The organism is Pseudomonas sp. PA-1-3F (assembly GCF_021609665.1).
GTDB classification, from domain to species: Bacteria; Pseudomonadota; Gammaproteobacteria; order Pseudomonadales; family Pseudomonadaceae; genus Aquipseudomonas; species Aquipseudomonas paracarnis.
The window spans coordinates 31,381-49,870 of record NZ_WJZD01000007.1 but is presented as its reverse complement, the minus strand read 5'-3'; the positions used below and the strand labels follow the sequence as shown (position 1 = coordinate 49,870).

The 18,490-nt window shown below is 59.9% G+C and carries 20 protein-coding genes and 1 pseudogene; 8 read left to right on the top strand and 13 right to left on the bottom strand.

The annotated features are described in order from the left end of the window. Positions 1 to 276 precede the first annotated feature (276 nt). The gene (locus GIV26_RS06560; protein WP_034127106.1) at positions 277 to 591 is read left to right on the top strand and encodes a hypothetical protein; all 315 of its coding nucleotides are present in this window, start codon (positions 277 to 279) and stop codon (positions 589 to 591) included. A 402-nt stretch (positions 592 to 993) separates the two neighbouring features. After that, positions 994 to 1,263, top strand: a complete 270-nt coding sequence (locus tag GIV26_RS06555) for a DUF6555 family protein (RefSeq protein ID WP_003190473.1) — start codon at positions 994 to 996, stop codon at positions 1,261 to 1,263. A gap of 476 nt (positions 1,264 to 1,739) precedes the next feature. Here the strand turns inward: GIV26_RS06555 and GIV26_RS06550 are convergent, their stop codons facing one another. The 4 genes and pseudogenes from GIV26_RS06550 to GIV26_RS06535 form a co-directional block, all read right to left on the bottom strand. After that, positions 1,740 to 1,973: a DUF2934 domain-containing protein gene (locus GIV26_RS06550; RefSeq protein ID WP_014718034.1), complete on the bottom strand. Its 234-nt coding sequence runs from the start codon at positions 1,971 to 1,973 to the stop codon at positions 1,740 to 1,742. 29 nt (positions 1,974 to 2,002) lie between these two features. Beyond that, the gene (locus tag GIV26_RS06545; RefSeq protein WP_014718035.1) at positions 2,003 to 2,554 is read right to left on the bottom strand and encodes an ATP-dependent Clp protease proteolytic subunit; all 552 of its coding nucleotides are present in this window, start codon (positions 2,552 to 2,554) and stop codon (positions 2,003 to 2,005) included. Between the two features lie 53 nt (positions 2,555 to 2,607). Then, on the bottom strand, positions 2,608 to 2,958 hold the full coding sequence (locus GIV26_RS06540) for a general stress protein (RefSeq protein ID WP_014718036.1): 351 nt from the start codon (positions 2,956 to 2,958) through the stop codon (positions 2,608 to 2,610). Positions 2,959 to 3,286: 328 nt separating this feature from the next. After that, a pseudogene (locus GIV26_RS06535) lies at positions 3,287 to 3,439 on the bottom strand (general stress protein); the annotation flags it as partial. Between the two features lie 441 nt (positions 3,440 to 3,880). Between GIV26_RS06535 and GIV26_RS06530 the strand changes: the two are divergent. Next, positions 3,881 to 5,404, top strand: coding sequence for a sensor domain-containing diguanylate cyclase (locus GIV26_RS06530; RefSeq protein WP_236279705.1), 1,524 nt, complete (start codon positions 3,881 to 3,883; stop codon positions 5,402 to 5,404). Positions 5,405 to 5,431: 27 nt separating this feature from the next. Here the strand turns inward: GIV26_RS06530 and GIV26_RS06525 are convergent, their stop codons facing one another. Next, positions 5,432 to 5,764, bottom strand: a complete 333-nt coding sequence (locus GIV26_RS06525; protein WP_127882096.1) for a hypothetical protein — start codon at positions 5,762 to 5,764, stop codon at positions 5,432 to 5,434. 23 nt (positions 5,765 to 5,787) lie between these two features. Continuing rightward, a complete protein-coding gene (locus GIV26_RS06520; RefSeq protein WP_034127108.1) occupies positions 5,788 to 6,243 on the bottom strand; it encodes a GNAT family N-acetyltransferase in 456 nt (151 codons plus the stop codon). Positions 6,244 to 6,493: 250 nt separating this feature from the next. Here GIV26_RS06520 and GIV26_RS06515 point away from each other — a divergent pair, with 250 nt between their 5' ends. Further along, positions 6,494 to 7,333 carry a DNA/RNA non-specific endonuclease gene (locus GIV26_RS06515; RefSeq protein ID WP_236279704.1) on the top strand — a complete coding sequence of 280 codons (840 nt, stop codon included), beginning with the start codon at positions 6,494 to 6,496 and terminating at the stop codon, positions 7,331 to 7,333. Positions 7,334 to 7,336: 3 nt separating this feature from the next. On the opposite strand, the gene GIV26_RS06510 is transcribed toward GIV26_RS06515, so the two are convergent. Then, a complete protein-coding gene (locus GIV26_RS06510; RefSeq protein WP_236279703.1) occupies positions 7,337 to 7,573 on the bottom strand; it encodes a hypothetical protein in 237 nt (78 codons plus the stop codon). Positions 7,574 to 7,807: 234 nt separating this feature from the next. Between GIV26_RS06510 and GIV26_RS06505 the strand changes: the two genes are divergently transcribed. Next, positions 7,808 to 8,251 carry a DUF421 domain-containing protein gene (locus GIV26_RS06505; protein ID WP_034127111.1) on the top strand — a complete coding sequence of 148 codons (444 nt, stop codon included), beginning with the start codon at positions 7,808 to 7,810 and terminating at the stop codon, positions 8,249 to 8,251. A 135-nt stretch (positions 8,252 to 8,386) separates the two neighbouring features. Further along, a complete protein-coding gene (locus GIV26_RS06500; protein ID WP_003190489.1) occupies positions 8,387 to 8,536 on the top strand; it encodes a hypothetical protein in 150 nt (49 codons plus the stop codon). 203 nt (positions 8,537 to 8,739) lie between these two features. On the opposite strand, the gene GIV26_RS06495 is transcribed toward GIV26_RS06500, so the two are convergent. The 4 genes from GIV26_RS06495 to GIV26_RS06480 form a co-directional block, all read right to left on the bottom strand. After that, complete coding sequence (locus GIV26_RS06495; RefSeq protein ID WP_198861906.1) at positions 8,740 to 10,080, bottom strand: c-type cytochrome; 1,341 nt, start codon at positions 10,078 to 10,080, stop codon at positions 8,740 to 8,742. Between the two features lie 16 nt (positions 10,081 to 10,096). Next, entirely contained in the window at positions 10,097 to 12,334 is a 2,238-nt protein-coding gene (locus GIV26_RS06490) for a xanthine dehydrogenase family protein molybdopterin-binding subunit (RefSeq protein WP_198861905.1), read from the bottom strand. Continuing rightward, positions 12,334 to 12,792, bottom strand: coding sequence for a (2Fe-2S)-binding protein (locus GIV26_RS06485; protein WP_014718046.1), 459 nt, complete (start codon positions 12,790 to 12,792; stop codon positions 12,334 to 12,336). Before GIV26_RS06485 ends, GIV26_RS06490 begins: the two co-directional genes overlap by 1 nt. 280 nt (positions 12,793 to 13,072) lie before the next feature. Continuing rightward, positions 13,073 to 14,014, bottom strand: a complete 942-nt coding sequence (locus GIV26_RS06480; RefSeq protein WP_236279702.1) for a LysR family transcriptional regulator — start codon at positions 14,012 to 14,014, stop codon at positions 13,073 to 13,075. Between the two features lie 108 nt (positions 14,015 to 14,122). Here GIV26_RS06480 and GIV26_RS06475 point away from each other — a divergent pair, with 108 nt between their 5' ends. Continuing rightward, positions 14,123 to 15,622 (top strand): CoA-acylating methylmalonate-semialdehyde dehydrogenase, encoded by a 1,500-nt coding sequence (locus tag GIV26_RS06475; protein WP_236279701.1) that lies wholly within the window; start codon positions 14,123 to 14,125, stop codon positions 15,620 to 15,622. 174 nt (positions 15,623 to 15,796) lie between these two features. After that, positions 15,797 to 16,573 carry an ABC transporter substrate-binding protein gene (locus GIV26_RS06470; protein ID WP_236279700.1) on the top strand — a complete coding sequence of 259 codons (777 nt, stop codon included), beginning with the start codon at positions 15,797 to 15,799 and terminating at the stop codon, positions 16,571 to 16,573. Positions 16,574 to 16,697: 124 nt separating this feature from the next. Here the strand turns inward: GIV26_RS06470 and GIV26_RS06465 are convergent, their stop codons facing one another. Both GIV26_RS06465 and GIV26_RS06460 read right to left on the bottom strand, forming a co-directional pair. Further along, positions 16,698 to 17,324 carry a helix-turn-helix transcriptional regulator gene (locus tag GIV26_RS06465; RefSeq protein WP_236279699.1) on the bottom strand — a complete coding sequence of 209 codons (627 nt, stop codon included), beginning with the start codon at positions 17,322 to 17,324 and terminating at the stop codon, positions 16,698 to 16,700. Further along, on the bottom strand, positions 17,324 to 18,457 hold the full coding sequence (locus tag GIV26_RS06460; protein ID WP_072448524.1) for an NAD(P)/FAD-dependent oxidoreductase: 1,134 nt from the start codon (positions 18,455 to 18,457) through the stop codon (positions 17,324 to 17,326). Before GIV26_RS06460 ends, GIV26_RS06465 begins: the two co-directional genes overlap by 1 nt. Positions 18,458 to 18,490 lie beyond the last annotated feature (33 nt).

Below are 18,490 nucleotides of genomic sequence, written 5' to 3'. Positions count from 1 at the left end.
GCGTCAGTAGATAAAATGCGTCTACTGTCCGGTTCTATTGGCTTTTTCTGCCGCTCTGCAGGGCGCATTTCGCCGCGCTCCCGAACATTTTGAATAGAGCCCGATGGGTTGGTTTAACAATTTGTTTCCTCGCCTGACGAACGGTTTAACAGGCGAAACGGTAAAGGGTTTTTATCGGTGCATGATGGAGGTGGCCTTGCAGAAAGTCTGAATTCTGGTTAGGGATTTCAGTCGTTAGTTGATGGCCAACCCCACTAACGGTTTTGGAGAAGCGCTATGTTTATACGTGGCAACACCTATAAAGCCTGGGTCTCAAAAGCACTGGAAGAAAAATGCTTCACCCGGGAAGTCGAAAACGGCTGCCATATCGAAGTCAGGGCCCGAGAGCGGGACGATGCTGATATTGAAGTGCTGCTCTGTGTTTATACCGCGACGGGACAATGTGTGGTTGAACGCATCAAGCAGTTGCCGGGTGCCGAATGGACGGTGAATGACGCGCTCAAACGCGGTATTGATCAGGCGGAACGTATTGCCGGAGGTGAGTCCGGCCGACTGCCCTGTGCTGACGCTCACGTGCACGACGACGATTGAGTGGCTGCGCGATCTTGAATGTGGGAGCTGGCTTGCCTGCGATGACGGCCTGACAGCCGACGAGGATTTTGGTCCGACAGGCAAGCTTGGACCTCGGTGCGTCAGTTAGACAAGCGTCGGCTGCCAGGCCGTCACGGGAGCAAGCTCCCTCGCCACAGGATGAAGCGTCGCGGCAGAATAAAAAAGCCCGCACGGAATGCGGGCAAAACAGGAGTTTTTACCAAGAGCCTGGAGTGAACAGACTCAGTATTAAGAAACAGAAGAAGCATGAACCGTTTTATTTTTTTAATGCGAGGCCGACGAACGGTAGTGCGGCAGAAAGTGCGTGATCGTCGTCATTAAAAGATTAAAATTTCTGAACCTTCGTTCTGAGCAAATAACAAAAAATCAGAAGGAGAGGTTATGAAAAATTCTTTATATGTCATCGAGTACGAATACCACCACGAGCCTAAGTCTTTCATTATAAGAGCGGAGGTGATGAATAACGCAGAGGCGTGGCATTGGGCCTGTTGCGATGCAGGAATTGGCATTATTCCCAGGTCGCGTAATGAAAAGATCAAACGCATCAGTAAACCGCTGGCCGAGCGCTACGGTCTTGAGAATGTAAGATGGCGCCCGTCTGGGAGTATCCCGTTTATTGCAAAGCCCTATGTGCCGCCGCCACCCGAATAAATGTATTTTTAATGGACGGTGTTCATACGGGTGGCGGTAGGGGCGAGGCGAGTGTTTACTGTTTTTTGCGTCGCTCCTGCAACATGCACAACTTTTGCACGCTGCGTTGAAGTGCCTCTTTCATCAGGTCGGCTGCATAGTGTTGCTGGCACGCCGGGCAGAGCATGTCAGAGGCCGACGACACTAGAAAGTCGGGGTCATCCAGCGTCGATTCGTAGGGTTGTTTACATTGCAGGCAACTTCGGTTCGCTTGTAGATGGGGCACATCGATTCCTCCCTGAATGAACGGCCACTCTCGATTAAGAAGTGGGCGTTTTCAACTGCTAAAGAGGAAGAATTCAAACAAGCGATTAGTTGATGTTTTAATGCCAGTATCGAGAGGCGGCGGGGAGGGGATGGCGCTTGGACGGCTGTCGATGTTTTAGAACCCTGGCAGGTTTATCGACAGGCGCGTCCTCACTCTCTGCTCTGTGGGTTCAGCAGTTGGGTTTTCTGCTGCGGGTTTTTTGCCCGGCGGCGGTCGCCTGGCGCTTTGATCGGTCCGGGTTGGGCGGAGTGACGCTACTTGCTATCGAGCCTGCCAGGCCGTCATTCGGCGGGGTTGTCAGCTCCTCCCTGGCTTGTAACCAGTGCACGAAATCCTGACCATCAGGCTTCCCTTGCTGTTCCCAAATGCGGTACGCGGTGAGTCGGATCGTTTCTTCGTCCATTGTGAGGCTCCCCTATTGAATAAAAGGTGCTAGGAGTGAATGAAGCTGCTCACGAAGTCCGCCTTGACCACGGGAAGTTCGATCCCATGGATCAAGCCGGCGGTCAGCGCTTGTTGCGGGTCGAGAATGCGTGGCGCGGCGATCAGGTACTTTTCGGTCTCCAGTTTTTCGACAGCATCGGCGGTGCGCTCGGCTACGATGCGTGCGTACAACTGCAAGTCGTAATCGAGGCTCATCGCATATTCGGACATGCGCGAGTGGTCAACCGCGCCTTGCACATGCCAGTGGAAGGGGTGGAACAGGAATTTACTGTGCTTGCAGGCGGTTCTGCGCTCACCGGCCAGGAAGATGATATTGCCCATGGATTCCACGGTGCCGAGGTTATGGGTATGCACCGGAATCGGCAGGGACAATAAAAAGTTGTACATCGTAAAGCCGTAGCTGCATTCACCACCCATGGTGGCGATATTCAGTACCAGGCCCTGGGCATCTTGTTGTACGGCCAACGAGGCTTTTTCAATCAGTTGGCTGCACGTAGAAGCGGTGACCGGTGCGGTGAAGTTGATAATGTGTAAAGGCATGGTGTCCCTCATCAATGAAAGCAGGGGAGCATGGCTCCCCTGCATCAAGCACATCAGCTTTTGCGTCCGCCGCCGTGGCTGTGTTCGCCACCTTTACGCCCGGCTTCGGAAGCTTTTTCACGGTCATTGGCAAAATTGCCGCCACTGTTCTGGCCGCCTTTGCTGCCCGCCTCGGCGGCGCGTTCGGGGTCATTCTTGAAATTGCCCCCGCTGTTCTGGCCGCCTTTGCTGCCGGCTTCAGCGGCGCGCTCGGGATCATTCTTGAAGTTCCCGCCACTGTTTTGGCCACCTTTGCTGCCGATCTCCTGGTAGAACTCTTTGTCATGGGACGCAGAAGTGGCTTCGCCGCCTTTTTTACCGGCTTCGCTGACGCTCATCTGGCCTTGCTTGTCTTGAGTAGTCATGTTCAGTTACCTCGTCGTTATGTCGGTAATGTAACGTTCACTTCGATTGTGCTGGAAACGTGCACTTAGTCGCGTGCGTCAAGCTGCACAGTTATAAGTGCCTTTCACACAAGGGTGGCGTTTTAGATGCACTTATCGTGGCTTCGGCTTGTTCAGCAAGTTGCTGATGTTCGTAACACGCAGACGTATTAGAACGCAGGCCAGTCCTTGCTTTAGTTTGCACTTCTACAATCGGCCTGCGAGCTGGCTCGCCGCGCTGATTATCAATGGACGCACGCATGATGAATGCCCTTTGTTAACGAACGGAACAGCGGTACTGCCCGTGTGGTCAGGACTTACGTCCACCACCATGACTGTTCTGGCCGCCTTTACGCCCGGCTTCCGAGGCTTTCTCGCGGTCGTTGGCGAAGTTGCCGCCAGAGGCCTGTCCACCTTTCCTTCCCGCCTGTGATGCTTTTTCGCGATCATTGGCAAAGTTTCCAGGGTTTTTATTGCTCGTCGTCATAACAATACTCCCAGTTTTGAAATGTCGTTTCGCTAGTTGCCCGTTTATGCAACGGACATCTTTTCTGATAAGGGCAAGTGCGCAGATGTTTTGAAATTTTTTAAAAAGGGCGATGAACGGTAGAGTGGCAGATGAAACTTGTACAAGTAGGCTCAGAAAGTGCCGCTTCGTCTAAGTTTTTCTGCGTCGATTGATATTGAATTAATGGCGACCTTAACGGTTGGTTTAGCTTTCAATACCCTGTTTGATAGTGGTCATTAAAGGCGCTGGCTCCGCTGGCCGGCGCTCAGCCGCACACTCTGTTGCTGCAGCCCGCACAGACTGCTTGTATGCTGGCACTCTGGAACCGGTTGCCCTGTGAGTACCGACGTTCGAATGATGGCTGGAACGGAAACCGGACTTCCTTAAGGTGCTGACGTGAAGCGTGATACCCGTCTTGTGATGCTGTTGCTGTTGGTGATCGGCTGTTCCCTGACTTCGCTGACGATTTGGAAAGTCCTGTCTTCCCGCGACCGTGCGCTGGCGGAAGTGGATGTGCATGGCTTGAACCTGACCCAGGCCCTTAACACCTATACCGAAGGCATCGTGCGGCAAAGCTCGTTGCTGTTGCTGGGGCTGGTTGAGCGCCTGGAAACCGAAGGCAGTGGCCCGGTGCAAATCCAGCGAATCAGCACGCTGATCAACCTACAGCAGCCGCTGATGCCGCAGTTGAGCGGCATCACCATTTATGATCATCAGGGCCGGTGGCTGCTGTCTTCCAATCGTGCGATTCCGGAGGGCGCCAATAGCAGTGATCGGGTCTATTTCATCCACCATCGCGACGATCCGAGCGCTGAACCTTTTATTGGCCCGCCGATTCAAAGCCGCGCCAACCATGAATGGGTGGTGACCATCAGCCGCCGTTTCAACGACGCGGCCGGCAACTTCGCTGGCGTGGTCGCCGTGACCCTGGGGGTGGAAAACTTTCTGCGGGTATTCGGCAAACTCGATGTGGGCCAGGAGGGCGCCATCGGCCTGTCCTACGCCGACGGCACGTTACTGGTGCGTTACCCGTTCCGCGAGCAGGACATGGGCCGCAACTTCTCCACCTCGCCTATTTATTCCAAGTACCTCGTCGACCAGCCTGTGGGCACTGCGGCCTATACCTCCAGCCTGGACGGGGTAGAGCGACTCTATGCCTTTCGCAAAAGCGAAACCCTGCCGCTGATCACCACGGTCGCGTTGGGCAAGCACGAAGCCCTCGCGGCGTGGCGCATCGAGGCGGCACTGTCAGCGGTCGTGGTAGCGGGGCTGTTGGGGCTGACGGGGCTGATCGGCTGGTTTCTGATCCTGGATATCCGCAGGCGTACGGCGGCGGAAGAGGCGTTGCGTGTCGCCCAGCAACAGTTGCTCGACTCCAATCGGCAATTGGCGCTATTAGCGAAAAAGGATGCGCTGACCGGCCTCGCCAACCGCCGCTGTTTTGACGAAACGCTGGCGGTGGAAGCGCGCCGGGCGCAGCGCGAGGGTACGTCACTGGCATTGCTGATGATCGACATCGACCACTTCAAACGCTTCAACGATGCCTTTGGTCACGTCGCGGGAGATGCTTGCTTGCAGGCGGTCAGCACGTTATTGGAAACGTGCGTGCGGCGGCCCTCGGACCTGGTGGCGCGCTATGGCGGAGAAGAAATGGCGGTCATCATGCCCGCGACTGACAGTGCAGGCGCTGCGGTGGTCGCGCAACGCATTCTTTCGCGCCTACAGCAAGAGAACATCACACACCCAGGCAGCCCCTTCGGGCGCGTGAGTGTGAGTATCGGCGTTGCGACGGGCCTGGGCTCACGGCTGGAGCCGGTGTTGGGTTTGGTCGAGGCGGCCGATGCAGCGCTTTACGGTGCGAAGGCGGCGGGGCGCAATGGGTTCAACGTGCACCCTGCGGACGTGACTTCGGGCGGCTGAAACGGCTTTTACCTGGGTATGCGCGGCTCACATCCCAAGCGTCGGGATCATGAGTTCGCCGCACTCCATCAGTTGGCCAGCGGTGACTTGCAGCTGCGGGGTGGGTTTGGCCGCATAGCCTGCGATGAAGCCAGCACTTAGCAGTGCCAGGCAGAGGACGGCTTTTTTCACAAGCATGCGCAGGGTCTCAATCGGTTCAAAAGGGTGAACCACAGATTGTGCATTCGAGAAAAGGTTCCTGGCCGCGCAGAGGGCTTTCTGCCTTCTTCTTTCTATAGGAGCGAGCTTGCTCGCGAAAAACCTCAACGATAACGCGTGCTCCCTGAATAAGCGCGGCGCCTGTGAGTGTTTCGCGAGCAAGCTCGCTCCTACAAAAGGTATCGTCAGCGAATGAACCTGACGTACACACGTTCAGGGTCGTTATCGTCCAGATTCTCGATCTGCCCGCTGGGAATAAAGCCGGCTTTCGTCAGCAGGGCCTGGGACGCGCCGTTGGAGGCATTGGTCGACGCGAACAGCTTGGGCGTCTTGCAGGCCGCTTCGGCCGCTGCCAGCAGACGAAGGGCGACGCCTTGGCGTTGGTACAGCGGTGAAACCACCACCAGCGCTATAAACCCATGGTTGAAAAAATCGTGGGTGAGCACCAGGTAGCCGGCGCACACGTTAGCGTTGGCGGCTACCAGGCATTGCTGGCGAACCACGGCATCATAGATAAACACACGACGGCTGGCATGCTCGGTTGCGTAGGCATCCAGTGCGACCAAGGCATGCACATCGTCGGGGATGGCTTGGCGGATCAGCCAGTGTGGGGCAGCGGGAGGAAGAAGGTATTCAGCCATGGTCGTGGAGCATCCTCTGTTTGAACATTTGACCCCACGTGCTTGATGACAGTCCCTTGTGCATTGATGAGGCGATGCTATCGCCCGCTATAGCACAGTTACAGGGGGCGAAGGGGTTACGTTTGTTGGCCTGGTTGCGGTCGTTGTTTAGAAATGTTTATGTGTTCCAATGGTTATCTCGACTTGCGCAGGAAGCGCATCGGCCGAGGCCATTCAGTCTTTTAACAGATTCATCCCAAGGAGTAACACCATGCAAGGAAGCACATCGCTCAAGTACCTGGCGTTTTCGTTGATCCCGTTGATGGCCGCCTGTACCACGCCCACACGCCAGTCCGCCGTCCTCCCTGCGCCACCCTTGCAGTTCGATAACTGCGCGGTTGGTTGCCCCACCGGCGGCAGCCCAGTGACGTTGAACCGCCAGGCCTACACGTTGAACAACAACGGTTCGACCAAGTTTGCCAATTGGGTGTCGTACAAGATCACCAAGGCCACCGCGGCCAGCGGGCGTTCCCGTGACTGGCGCACCGATCCGGATATTCCAGCCGGGGAAACCCTGGACCCGGTGGATTACAACGGCGCCAACGTCGCGCTCAAAATCGACCGTGGGCATCAGGCCAACCTCGCGTCAATGGCGGGGGTGGCCGATTGGCAAACCCTCAACTACCTGTCGAACATCACGCCGCAAAAAGCCGAACTCAACCAGGGGCCGTGGGCGCGCCTGGAAGACCAGGAGCGCACTCTCAGCAAGGAGCCAGGCGTCGATCAGGTCTATGTGGCCACCGGGCCGCTGTATGAGCATTTTGTCGGCTCGTTGCCGGGTACGAACAAAGTGCACACCATCCCCAGTGGCTATTGGAAAATCATCGTGGTCGGCAGTTCGCCGGAAACGGGCCTGTACGCCTCATTCGTGATGAACCAGGAAACCCCCAAAGGCGCAGACTTCTGCGATTACCAGGTCACCGTGGATCACATCGAAGAGCGCTCGGGGCTGACGTTCTGGAGCACCTTGCCGCAAGCGATGCAAGCCACGCTGAAGGCCAGGCAGGGTCAGTTGCCGAGTCGGATCGGCTGTAGCCGAACCAAAGCCTGACGCCTAGTCGGCACACACCAACGAGGGCCTGCGGCTGTTGTTCTTGCCCAGGCGCTCACGGGTGCTGATCTCTGTGAGCGGCGTGCCGGTGCTTGCCTGTTCATGCAGCGCTGCTTCCAGCGCTTGCAAATGCTTGTTCAGGATTTTCACCGAACCGCTCGGGTTGGCGGGGTCGAAGGGGATCCGGCCGTTGGCAATCAGCACCATGGCCAGTTCCCAGGCGCGTTGTGAGTCGTTCATGACAGGGGTTCCTTCTTCAGCGTGATCGATATAGAGCTGTGACCCGCTGCCAACGCCCCGGTATCAACTGGGTTGCTGTCGAAATTTCGATCATTTCAACGATTCAGTTGCGCTGAAACCATCATCTTTTTAGATGGTGCCCGGGGAGCGTCGAAAGAATGAACCACCGCGGCGCGGTGGTCACCTAATCCGTATGAATCGGTCGTTTCCCATTCAATGTTCCGAGGGGCAACCATGGACTCTGTACTGCGGGCTGTGGCGATTTACCTGGTGCTGCTGGTGCTGTTCAAAGTTGCCGGCAGGCGCACGCTGGCCGAGCTCACCACCTTTGACCTGGTTTTGTTGATGGTCATCGGCGAAGCCACCCAGCAGGCGTTGCTGGGCGAAGATTTCTCGATGACCAACGCCGTGCTGGTCATCGCCACCCTGATTGCCATCGACATTGGCTTCTCGCTGGCCAAGCAGCGTTCAGCCTGGTTCGCGCGGGTGCTCGATGGCGGGCCGACGGTGCTGGTCGAGCAGGGCCAGGTGCTGCACAAACGCCTCAAGCATGCGCGGCTGGACGAGGGTGACATTCTTGAGGCGGCCCGGTCCACCCAAGGGCTTGTCGAGCTCAAGCAGATCCGCTTCGCGATTCTTGAGCGCAACGGCAAGATCTCGGTGATCCCGTTTGATTGATACGCGGCCCCCATTCGTCAGCCAAGGGTCTGTTTTTTGAACGCACGCGCCTCTGTACCAGACAGATAGATCATGGGCGGACGAATGTTGCTGTCGTCACGCGGATATCACTCACTCGCCAGCAGGTGAACCTTCATGAAGAAGCTTTATATGTGCCTGGGCCTGTGCAGCGCATTCATGCTGCACGGCTGTTTTGACAACGCCGACAACGCCACTAAAGACAACAACAGTGGCACCCAGTCGTCGGTGCAGATGCAGGAAGGCAAGGCGGACGAGAGCAAATAGAGCGGCCTGCCAGCCGCCGCTTATATCATTGATGCTCATTGCCGAATGTGGGAGCTGGCTTGCCTGCGATAGCGGTGGTTCAGTTAACGATGCAGTGACTGACCGTCCGCCTTCGCGGGCAAGCCCGCTCCCACAGCGGACCTGTGCCAGGCGCTGATTTTGTGGGCAATGCATGGCCAGCTCCCACAGTTGATCGCGACCGATCAGCGCATATGCAGGATGATCGGGCTACTGCTCGCCGGGTCGGTATGCCCACGCAACTTGCCCACGGCCTTCGCATCGACCGCACCGCCGTGGTTGCCCCAGGTACCGCGCACGTAGCTCAGCACGTCGGCGATTTCCGAGTCGGACAATTGCTCCCGGAACGCTGGCATGCGGTAGGCATCCGGCAGGCCGGCGGTGATCACGCGCTGTGAGCCATTGAGCGTGATGTTGATCGCGGACGCATCTTCCTTGGCCAGGGCCGAGGTAGCGCCGGCCAGAGGCGGCATCCAGTCGGGCTGGCCTTTGCCGTCGAGCCCATGGCAGGAGGCGCAGCGGGTGGCGTACGTGTGAGCACCGGGGACATCCGAGCGCGCCGTTACCGGCTGATATTGCCAGGGGCTGCCGTCACGCTGGGGGTCGCCGGGCAGTGACTTGAGGTAGCGAGCGATCGCGGCCAGGTCATCGTCCTGCATGAACTGCGTGGAGTTGTTGAAGGCTTCGGTCATCGAGCCATAGACCACGGCATGCTGGTTGCGACCGGTCTTGAGGAACTGCACGATCTGTTCCTCACTCCAGCGCCCCAGGCCGGTGTTGTGGTCCTGGCGCAGGCTGGGGGCGTACCAGCCGTCGAGCAGGGCACCGGCCAGGAACGGCGCGCCGGATTCGTCCAGGGCCTTTTCGTTGAACGCCAGCCCTCGTGGCGTGTGGCAACTGCCGCAGTGGCCGGGGCCTTGGACGATATAGGCGCCCCGGTTCCACAGTGCGTCCTTGCCGGGCTTGGCGGCATAGGTCGCGGTCGGTGCAAACACACCGTTCCACAGGGCGATGGGCCAACGCAGGTTGAGCGGCCAGGGAATGTCGCTGGGGATATTAGGCTGGTTGGCCGGTTGCACGCCTTTCATGAAAAACGCGTACAGCGCCTGGATGTCGTCGTCGCTGAGCTTCACATAAGACGGGTAGGGCATGGCCGGGTAGAGTCGTCGCCCACCCGGTGCTACGCCGTGGCGTACGGCGCGGTCGAAGTCGGCCAGGCTATAGGTGCCGATGCCATGCTCGCGGTCGGGGGTGATGTTGGTGGCGTGGATCGCCCCCAGCGGTGTGGCCATTTCCAGGCCACCAGCGAATGGCTGCTTGCCGGCCAGGCTATGGCAGGCCACGCAGTCACTCACTCGCGCGACGTATTCGCCGCGACTGACCAAGGCGGGGTCGAAACTCGTGGCCTGTTGCTGCTCAAAAGGCGAGGCAGGCTCGCGAGTGACGTACCAGGCCAGCAGGCCGGCGGCGACCACGCAGGGCAGCACCAGCCACCCTGCGGTTCTTGCGAATCGGCGGTTATTCATGGGCATTCCCTGTCGGTTAGCTGAAGGTGTAACGGCTCAAAGGCAGACTGCGGATGCGTTGGCCGGTCAGCTGCGCCACGGCATTCGCCACGGCCGGGGCCACAGCCGGCAACGGCGGTTCGCCGATACCGCCCATTTTTTCTCCGCTTTCGACGATCTTCACGTGTACCTGCGCCATACGCGAAGGCGGCAGCACCGGATAAAGGTCGTAGTTGCGCGCCCTTGGCTTGCCATCCACGTATACCGCTTCCTCCAACAAGGTTTGCGACAGGCCCAACGCCACGGCACCGTTGACCTGCGCTTGCACAATCGCCGGGTTGACGATGCTGCCCGGGTCAATCGCTTCCCAGATGTGATGAACCTTGACCTGGCCGTTCTCGATCGACACCTCGGCCACCACCGCTGCATGGGAGCCAAACGGCGAGGCCATGGCTACGCCGCGTGCACGGCGGGTGCCGTCTTCGGCGGTGTAGGGCCCACGCTTCCAACCGCCAGACAGCTCGGCGGCCGCTTGCAGCAGGGTGGTCAGGCGCGGGTTGTCGCGCAGCAGGTGCAGGCGCAGTTCATAGGGATCATGGCCGCCTTTGTCGGCCAGTTCGTCCAGGAAGGCTTCGTAGAAAAAGTCATTGAGCGAGTTACCCACCGAGCGCCAATAACCGAGCATGGCCGGGCCTTTGACGTAAATCTGTGCGATGCGTTTGTTGGGTATTGCGTAGCTCTTGCCCGACAACCCTTCCAGGGCAGTAGGGTCGATGGCGTCGCCCTGTTTGCCGGCGATGGCTTCGGTGGGGCCTTCGGTGGCGCTCACCGCTTCGATGGCGACGGGCAGGCCTTTGTCATCCAGCGCGGCGCGGAACTTGACCACGGCGACCGGGCGCAATACATCGCGCACGAACTCTTCTTCACGGCTCCAGATCAGTTTGATCGGCCGGCCCACCGCCTTGGCCAGCGCAATGGCCTGCGGGTAAGGATTTGCCGAGTCATACAGGAAATGCCGGCCGAAAAAACCGCCCAGCAGCGGCGAGTGCAGGGTGACTTGCTCAATGCTCAGACCGGTGCGCTTGGCAATGTCGGCACGGAACATATCCGGCGCCTGGTTAGGCAGCCACACCTCCAGCGTGCCGTCGGGGTTAAAGCGTGCCAGGGCTGAAGGCGGTTCCAACTGGGCATGGTTGAGGTACTGGTTGTGGTAGGTGGCTTCGACGCGGGTCTTGGCGCTGGCCAGTGCACCGGCCACATCGCCTTCGTTTTCGTCATCGCGGGCCGGGCCCTGCTGGGCGGCGAGGAAGTCGCGGTACTTGTCGCTGGAGAAATCCGCTGGCATGGCCCGCACGGTGGAGTCGGCGGCGGCTTCAAGCCACTCCACCTGGATGGCTTCGACGGCCCGCTTGGCATGCCACCAACGTTCAGCTACCACAGCTACGGCGCCGGGCAGGGTGTGAACCGAATGCACGCCTTTCATGGCTTGCACCTGCGCCTGGTTGCGCAGGCTGCCCACGGTCATGCCCAGGCGTGGCGCATGCTGGACGGCGGCATGGAGCATGCCGTCGATTTTCAGGTCGATGGTGTACTGCGCCTTGCCGGTGGATTTGTCATAGGCATCCAGGCGCTTGACCGGCTTGCCGATCCAGCGGAACTGGCTCGGGTCGCGCAGGGTGATGCTGGCCGGGTCGGGCACCGGCATATCCAGGGCGGCACCTGCCAATTCGCCGTAGCCCAGGGAGCGACCGGAAGCGGCGTGCACCACGCGACCGGGCTGTGTGGTCAGCTCGCTGAGCGGTACGCGCAGTTGCGCGGCGCCGGCCTGCATCAGCATCGCGCGGGCGAGGGCGCCGAGGCGCCGCATGGTCGGGTAGCTCATGCGCACCGACATGCTGCCGCCGGTGATGCGCATGCCATTTTCCATCACCACGTAGGCTTCGCCGGGCGGGGCCGCTTCGACGATGAACGTGGCCGGGTCGGCATCCAATTCTTCACCGACGATCTGCGCCATGGCGGTGTGGGTACCTTGGCCGCCTTCCATGAAGGGGCTTAGCAGGCGCACGCTGCCGTCTGGGCGAATCTCCAAAAAGGCGGGTACCTGGGTTCCACGCTCAGCGGCCGCGCCGGTCGCGGCTTGCACGCGGGAGGTGCCCAGCGGCAAGCCGAAGCCGATCACCAGCGCGCCCACCGCGGTGCTGGCCAGGAAGCGGCGACGGGACAGGTTGATCGGTTCGCCCAGGGTAACGCCGGGAATGATCTCGGTGGTGTTCATCAGGCGGTCTCCTTCCCGGCGGCCAAGGCATCCATGGCGGCATGGATCGCGTTGTAGGTGCCGCAACGGCAGAGGTTGACCATCGCCGCGTCGATCTGCGCCTTGGTCGGCGCGGGGGTATGTTTGAGCAGCGCGGTGGCCGCCATCACCTGCCCGGACTGGCAGTAACCGCATTGCGCGACTTGATGTTCGACCCAGGCCGCCACCACACGCTTGCCCACGTCATCGGCCTCCACGGCCTCGATGGTGGTGATCTCGCGACCGACCACGCCGGCCACGGGCGTCACGCAGGCGCGCACCACGTTGCCGTCCACCAGCACCGAACAGGCGCCGCACTGGGCCAGGCCGCAGCCGTATTTGGTGCCGGTCATGCCCAGGTTGTCACGGATCACCCACAATAACGGGGTGTCGGCTTCGGCATCGACCTGATAGGCCTTTTGGTTGATACGTAATTCCATGCGGGCTCACCTGCTGATCATCGGTTGGTGGTGCTGAGTTCTTATAGGAGCGGTGCGACTGGAAGTCGCCCATCGTCGAACTCTAGACCAACGCGCAAGGGCTATCTATCCGATTGCCCTCAAGTTCAGAGGATCAGGCAAGAATTCAACAGGATTGGGTCACTGTCCTCTGTAGGAGCGAGCTTGCTCGCGAAGATCGCCAACGATAACGCGCGCTATCAGGTTTAACGCGGGGTTCTCGGTTTTTTCGCGAGCAAGCTCGCTCCTACAAGAGCCTTCATCAGCAGCCACCAAATTGAAACCCGCCTGACAGCTTTTCCTTCAAATACCCTACCAATACGGTCACCGATTTGGGCACATGGGGCGAGTAGGGCCGAATGAGGTAAATCTCATCGGCAAACGCGCCTTTGAGTGTCCAGTCCTTCAATACCTGCACCACTTTGCCCGCGTCCAGCGCCGCCTGGGCGCTGAAGTCCGGGAGGAGGGCGATGCCCAGGTGGTTGAGTGCGGCGTCGCGCAAGGCTTCGCTGTTATTGGTGGCGAAGCTGCCGGCGATGGGCACGGTGAGGCGCTCGAGGGGTTGGCTGCCGCGTTCGAAGGTCCAGGCGGGCTGGTCGGTGCCGCGTGGGTAAAACAGGCAGTTGTGGGCCGACAGGTCGCCCGGCTCGCGGGGTTCACCTTGGTGTTGCAGGTAATCATGGGTGGCGACCAGTACCGAGTTGGTGTCGCACAGTTTCCACGCCACGTGGGTTTCGGGCACCTGGAAGCCGTGGCGCACCGCCAGGTCGTAACCCTCGGCGGCCAGTGAGCTCAAGGCATCGGAGACGTCCAGTTGAATACGCACCTGGGGGTACTGCTGCAAAAAGCCGGACAGGTGCGGCACCAGTTGTTGCCGGGCGAAGGCCACGGGGGCGGTCAGGCGCACCAGCCCGCGTATTTCCCCGACCGAGTCGCGCACCGAGGAAAAACTGCGGGCGATCTGCGCGTAGGCGCTGCGTACTTCGCGAGTCAGTGACAGCCCTGCATCGGTCAGCCGCACGCTGCGGGTGGTGCGCGTCACCAGCCGGGTGCCCGTGGCCTTTTCCAAGTCGGAAATGCGCTGGCTCACCGCTGACTTGCTCACCCCCAGGCGCGCGGCGGCGGCGGTGTAGGTGCCTTGTTCCTCCAGCACTGACAGCCAGTGAATGTGGGTCCACAGCCCTTCGATCTCAGCCTTTTCCATGGGGGTATTGTTCGCATATAAGGACAATAAGTTCTGGATTCTGCTCTGGTTCGGAACAAAGCGAAAGCCTATCGTGTGGACCAACGCTACCCACCTGGATCGACTGCCATGACTGCAACCATCGAGCACTACATCAACGACCAGCGCGTCAGCCGCGATGACCGTTATCAGGACGTCTACAACCCGGCCACCGGTGAAGTCACCGCGCGTGTGGCCCTGGCCAGCCGCCATACCGTGGCCGAAGCCGTCGCCGCCGCCCAGGCTGCGTTTGCCGGCTGGGCCGACACCCCGCCGATCCGTCGCGCCCGGGTGTTGTTCCAATACCTGCACCTGCTGCGCGAACGCAAGGACGACCTGGCGCGCATCATCGTCGCCGAGCACGGCAAGGTATTCACCGATGCCCAGGGCGAAGTTGACCGTGGCATCGACATTCTCGAATTTGCCTGCGGCATTCCCAACCTGCTCAAGGGCGAACACTCCGACCAGGTCTCCCGTGGCATGGACAACTGGACGATGCGCCAGCCGTTGGGCGTGGTCGCCGGCGTGACGCCGTTCAACTTCCCGGTGATGGTACCGATGTGGATGTACCCCATTGCCATTGCGGCGGGTAACACCTTTATCCTCAAGCCCAGCCCGACTGACCCAAGCGCGTCGCTGTTCATGGCCGAGTTGCTGCATGAAGCCGGCCTGCCCAAAGGCGTGTTCAACGTGGTGCAGGGGGATAAAGAGTCAGTGGACGCGCTGATCGAACACCCGGACGTCAAGGCTGTGAGCTTCGTCGGCTCCACGCCGATTGCCCAATACATCTACGAGAGCGGCGCCCGCAACGGCAAGCGCGTGCAAGGCCTGGGCGGGGCGAAAAACCATATGGTGGTGATGCCCGACGCCGATATCGAACGCACCGTGGACGCGCTGATGGGCGCCGCCTACGGCAGTGCCGGCGAGCGCTGCATGGCGATCTCGGTGGCGGTGCTGGTAGGCGACGTGGGTGACAAAGTCATCGCCGCCTTGACCGAACGCGCCAAGCTGCTGCGCATCACCGATGGTCGCGATCTCAAAGCCGAGATGGGCCCGATCGTGTCGCGGGCCGCGCTGGAACGCATCAGTGGCTACATTGAGCAGGGTGTGCAAGCCGGCGCGCAGTTGCTGCTCGATGGCCGTGACTACGTGCCCACCGAGCCCGGCCTGGAAAATGGCTTCTGGCTCGGCGCGACCTTGTTCGACCACGTAACCCAGGACATGAGCATCTACCGCGAAGAAATCTTCGGCCCGGTGCTGGCCTGTGTACGGGTCAACGATTTTGCCGAGGCAGTGAAGCTGGTCAACGACCACGAGTTCGGCAACGGCGTCAGCTGCTTCACCCGCGATGGCAACATTGCTCGTGAGTTTGCGCGGCGCATCGAAGTGGGCATGGTCGGTATCAACGTGCCGATCCCGGTGCCCATGGCCTGGCACGGGTTTGGTGGCTGGAAGAAGAGCCTGTTCGGCGACATGCATGCCTACGGCACCGAGGGTGTACGTTTTTACACCAAGCAGAAGTCGATCATGCAGCGCTGGTCGGAGAGCATCGAGCAGGGTGCGGAGTTTGCGATGCCGGTGTCCAAGTAACGTTCAAGCTGTGCTGCAGGATCTGATGTGGGAAGGCTCAAGCCCTCCCACATTTTTTTTGCCTGTTGACGGTTGAACACATAAAAGTCCAGTATGGAATTATAAGTACAAAATAGCCGCTCCACGTTTTTCTTCACTCTTGCCAAACCAACAACAACTTGCGAGAACCCCTCCATGAAGAAACGCCATCTCCTTCCCGCCCTGGCCCTGAGCCTGTTTGCCGCCAGCCACCTGCTGGCCGCCGAGAAAACCCTGCGTATTGGCATTGAGGCCGCTTACCCACCGTTCGCCTCCAAAACCGGTGACGGCAAGATCGTGGGGTTCGACTACGACATTGGCAACGCCCTGTGTGCGCAAATGAAGGTCAAATGCGTGTGGATCGAAGGGGAGTTCGACGGGCTGATTCCGTCCCTCAAGGTCAAGAAGATCGACATGGCGTTGTCGTCCATGACCATCAACGAAGACCGCAAGAAGTCGGTGGATTTCACCCACAAGTACTACTTCACCTCGTCGCGCCTGGTGATGAAGGACGGCGCCGTGGTGGATGACCAGTACGCCAGCCTCAAGGGCAAGAACGTTGGTGTACAGCGCGCCACCACCACCGACCGCTATGCCACCGAGGTGTTCGAGCCCAAGGGCATCAACGTCAAGCGCTACAGCAATAACGAAGAAATCTACATGGACCTGGCAGCGGGGCGCCTGGATGCGATCTTTGCCGACACCATTCCCCTGAGCGACTTCCTGTCGATGCCGCGCGGGCAGGGTTATGCCTTTGTCGGCCCGGAGCTCGAAGACCCGAAATACGTGGGTGAGGGGGCCGGCATCGCAGTACGCAAGGGTAATGGCGAGTTGGTCAGCGAATTGAATGCGGCCATCGACGGCATTCGCGCCAGCGGCGAATACCAGAAGATTTCACAGCAGTACTTCAAGGCCGATATCTACGGCGACTGATTCTAGCGGATCGAACTCTTGTAGGAGCGAGCTTGCTCGCGAAGAACTCTCAGGCACCGCGTTTACCCAGAATGCACGCGTTATCGTTAAAGTTCTTCGCGAGCAAGCTCGCTCCTACAACTGATCAGGCCTTCAATTCCTTCAAATGCTTGTAGACCGTCGCCCGCCCCATGCCCAGCACATTGGCCACATAGTTGGAGGCGCTCTTGCCCTTGAATGCGCCTTCGGCATGCAGCGCCAGCACCAGTTCGCGTTTGTGGTCGCGGGTCAACAGGTTCAGGCTCAACTGACGCTCGCGCAGCCAGGCATGCAGGAAGGTGTTGATACGCTCCTGCCAGTCATCACGGAACAGCGCGTCCGGCTGTGCGATCAGCTTGCTTGGCGACAGGAATAAATCCAGCGCCGCCTTGGCTGTTTCGAACATTGAAATATTCAGGTTGATGCACAACACAGCCAGCCTGCGCCCTTTGTGGTCGTGCAGCACGGTGCTCAGGCTGCGGATTTTCTGGCCATCCCAGTTGAGCTTTTCGTAAGGGCCGATATTCACCTCCCTGACGTCACCGTCGAGCATGTCCTCCAGGGACGAGTCGTCACCCAGGCTGCGTTTGGACAGGTTATTGGCGATGTAATCCACGGTTTGCGTGCGCAGGTCATGCAGCACCACTTCTGCATGGGGAAAGAACAACGTGGCGATTGCATCGGCGATCGCGCGAAAGTTCTGCATGACCTTGTCTTGTTCAGCGGTGTTCATCAATGGGGCTCCAGGCGGACCGGGGAGAGCATACCAGCGTCCAGGCCGAACCGGGTCAGTGCCTCCGGCAGCGGTTCGCCGCGCACCAGAGCGGCGCTTGCCTGGCCCATGGCGGGTGAGGTCTGGATACCATAGCCGCCTTGCGCTGCCACCCAGAACAGCCCCGGTACTTGCGGGTCAAAGCCCGACAGCAAATCACCGTCCTGCACAAAACTGCGCAGCCCGGCCCAGGTGCGCGTGGGGCGGCGGATGGTCAGGGTGGTGGCTTCCTCGATCTGGTAAATGCCCATGGCAATATCCAGCTCTTCGGGTTGCACATCCTGGGGTTCTACCGGGTCGGCGTTGGCCGGTGAGCCGAGGAACATGCCGGCATCCGGTTTCATGTAGAACGCTTCGTCGAGGGCTACCAGCATCGGCCAGTCGTGGCTGTCCATGCCCTCGGGGCCGGCAAAGACAAAGGCCGAGCGGCGCTTGGGCTGCAAGCCGATGGACGCTGCGCCCGCCAGCCCGCCGATATGGTCGGCCCAGGCACCGGCGGCGTTGATGATGACCGGCGCGGTGAAGGTCGCATCCTGGGTGCGCACCTGCCACAGGCCGTCGGCGTCGCGGCTCAAGCCCAGCACATGGCTGTCGGTGCGCACTTCGCCCTGGTTGCGGCGGATACCGCGCAGGTAGCCTTGATGCAGGGCGTCGGTGTCGATGTCACAGGCGGTAGGGTCGTAGATTGCCCCGTGGACTTTTTCACGGCGCAGGATCGGCAAGCGTGCACAGGCTTCATCGACCGTCAGGCGCTGCACCTGCTCTACGGTCGCCTTGGCGCTCAGGTACTGGCTGTCTAGTTCGGCCGGGTCACCGTTGAAATCAACGGTCATTTCGCCCCGGGGCGTCAGCAGGGGATGTTCGCAGAAGCCTGCGGGTGGCTGGTCGAAGAAGGCCCGGCTGGCCAAGGTCAGCGCGCGTACTTGCGGGGTGCCGTACGCGGCGGTGTAGAGCGCTGCCGAACGCCCGGTGGAGTGATAGGCCGGGTGGTTTTCACGCTCAAGCACCAACACCTTGCCGTGCTGCGACAACCAGAACCCGGTGGACGCGCCGGCAATGCCGCCGCCGATAATGATGAAGTCTGCCTGGCTCATGGATATCTCCTGAAATAAGCATTGTAGGCGCGT

What these genes read in the sequence shown, in the direction of transcription:
- GIV26_RS06560 (WP_034127106.1), top strand. Translation starts at nt 277, where the DNA reads ATGTTTATACGTGGCAACACCTATAAAGCCTGGGTCTCAAAAGCACTG.
- GIV26_RS06555 (WP_003190473.1), top strand. Translation starts at nt 994, where the DNA reads ATGAAAAATTCTTTATATGTCATCGAGTACGAATACCACCACGAGCCT.
- GIV26_RS06550 (WP_014718034.1), bottom strand. Translation starts at nt 1,973, where the DNA reads ATGGACGAAGAAACGATCCGACTCACCGCGTACCGCATTTGGGAACAG.
- GIV26_RS06545 (WP_014718035.1), bottom strand. Translation starts at nt 2,554, where the DNA reads ATGCCTTTACACATTATCAACTTCACCGCACCGGTCACCGCTTCTACG.
- GIV26_RS06540 (WP_014718036.1), bottom strand. Translation starts at nt 2,958, where the DNA reads ATGACTACTCAAGACAAGCAAGGCCAGATGAGCGTCAGCGAAGCCGGT.
- GIV26_RS06520 (WP_034127108.1), bottom strand. Translation starts at nt 6,243, where the DNA reads ATGGCTGAATACCTTCTTCCTCCCGCTGCCCCACACTGGCTGATCCGC.
- GIV26_RS06515 (WP_236279704.1), top strand. Translation starts at nt 6,494, where the DNA reads ATGCAAGGAAGCACATCGCTCAAGTACCTGGCGTTTTCGTTGATCCCG.
- GIV26_RS06510 (WP_236279703.1), bottom strand. Translation starts at nt 7,573, where the DNA reads ATGAACGACTCACAACGCGCCTGGGAACTGGCCATGGTGCTGATTGCC.
- GIV26_RS06505 (WP_034127111.1), top strand. Translation starts at nt 7,808, where the DNA reads ATGGACTCTGTACTGCGGGCTGTGGCGATTTACCTGGTGCTGCTGGTG.
- GIV26_RS06500 (WP_003190489.1), top strand. Translation starts at nt 8,387, where the DNA reads ATGAAGAAGCTTTATATGTGCCTGGGCCTGTGCAGCGCATTCATGCTG.
- GIV26_RS06495 (WP_198861906.1), bottom strand. Translation starts at nt 10,080, where the DNA reads ATGAATAACCGCCGATTCGCAAGAACCGCAGGGTGGCTGGTGCTGCCC.
- GIV26_RS06490 (WP_198861905.1), bottom strand. Translation starts at nt 12,334, where the DNA reads ATGAACACCACCGAGATCATTCCCGGCGTTACCCTGGGCGAACCGATC.
- GIV26_RS06485 (WP_014718046.1), bottom strand. Translation starts at nt 12,792, where the DNA reads ATGGAATTACGTATCAACCAAAAGGCCTATCAGGTCGATGCCGAAGCC.
- GIV26_RS06480 (WP_236279702.1), bottom strand. Translation starts at nt 14,014, where the DNA reads ATGGAAAAGGCTGAGATCGAAGGGCTGTGGACCCACATTCACTGGCTG.
- GIV26_RS06475 (WP_236279701.1), top strand. Translation starts at nt 14,123, where the DNA reads ATGACTGCAACCATCGAGCACTACATCAACGACCAGCGCGTCAGCCGC.
- GIV26_RS06470 (WP_236279700.1), top strand. Translation starts at nt 15,797, where the DNA reads ATGAAGAAACGCCATCTCCTTCCCGCCCTGGCCCTGAGCCTGTTTGCC.
- GIV26_RS06465 (WP_236279699.1), bottom strand. Translation starts at nt 17,324, where the DNA reads ATGAACACCGCTGAACAAGACAAGGTCATGCAGAACTTTCGCGCGATC.
- GIV26_RS06460 (WP_072448524.1), bottom strand. Translation starts at nt 18,457, where the DNA reads ATGAGCCAGGCAGACTTCATCATTATCGGCGGCGGCATTGCCGGCGCG.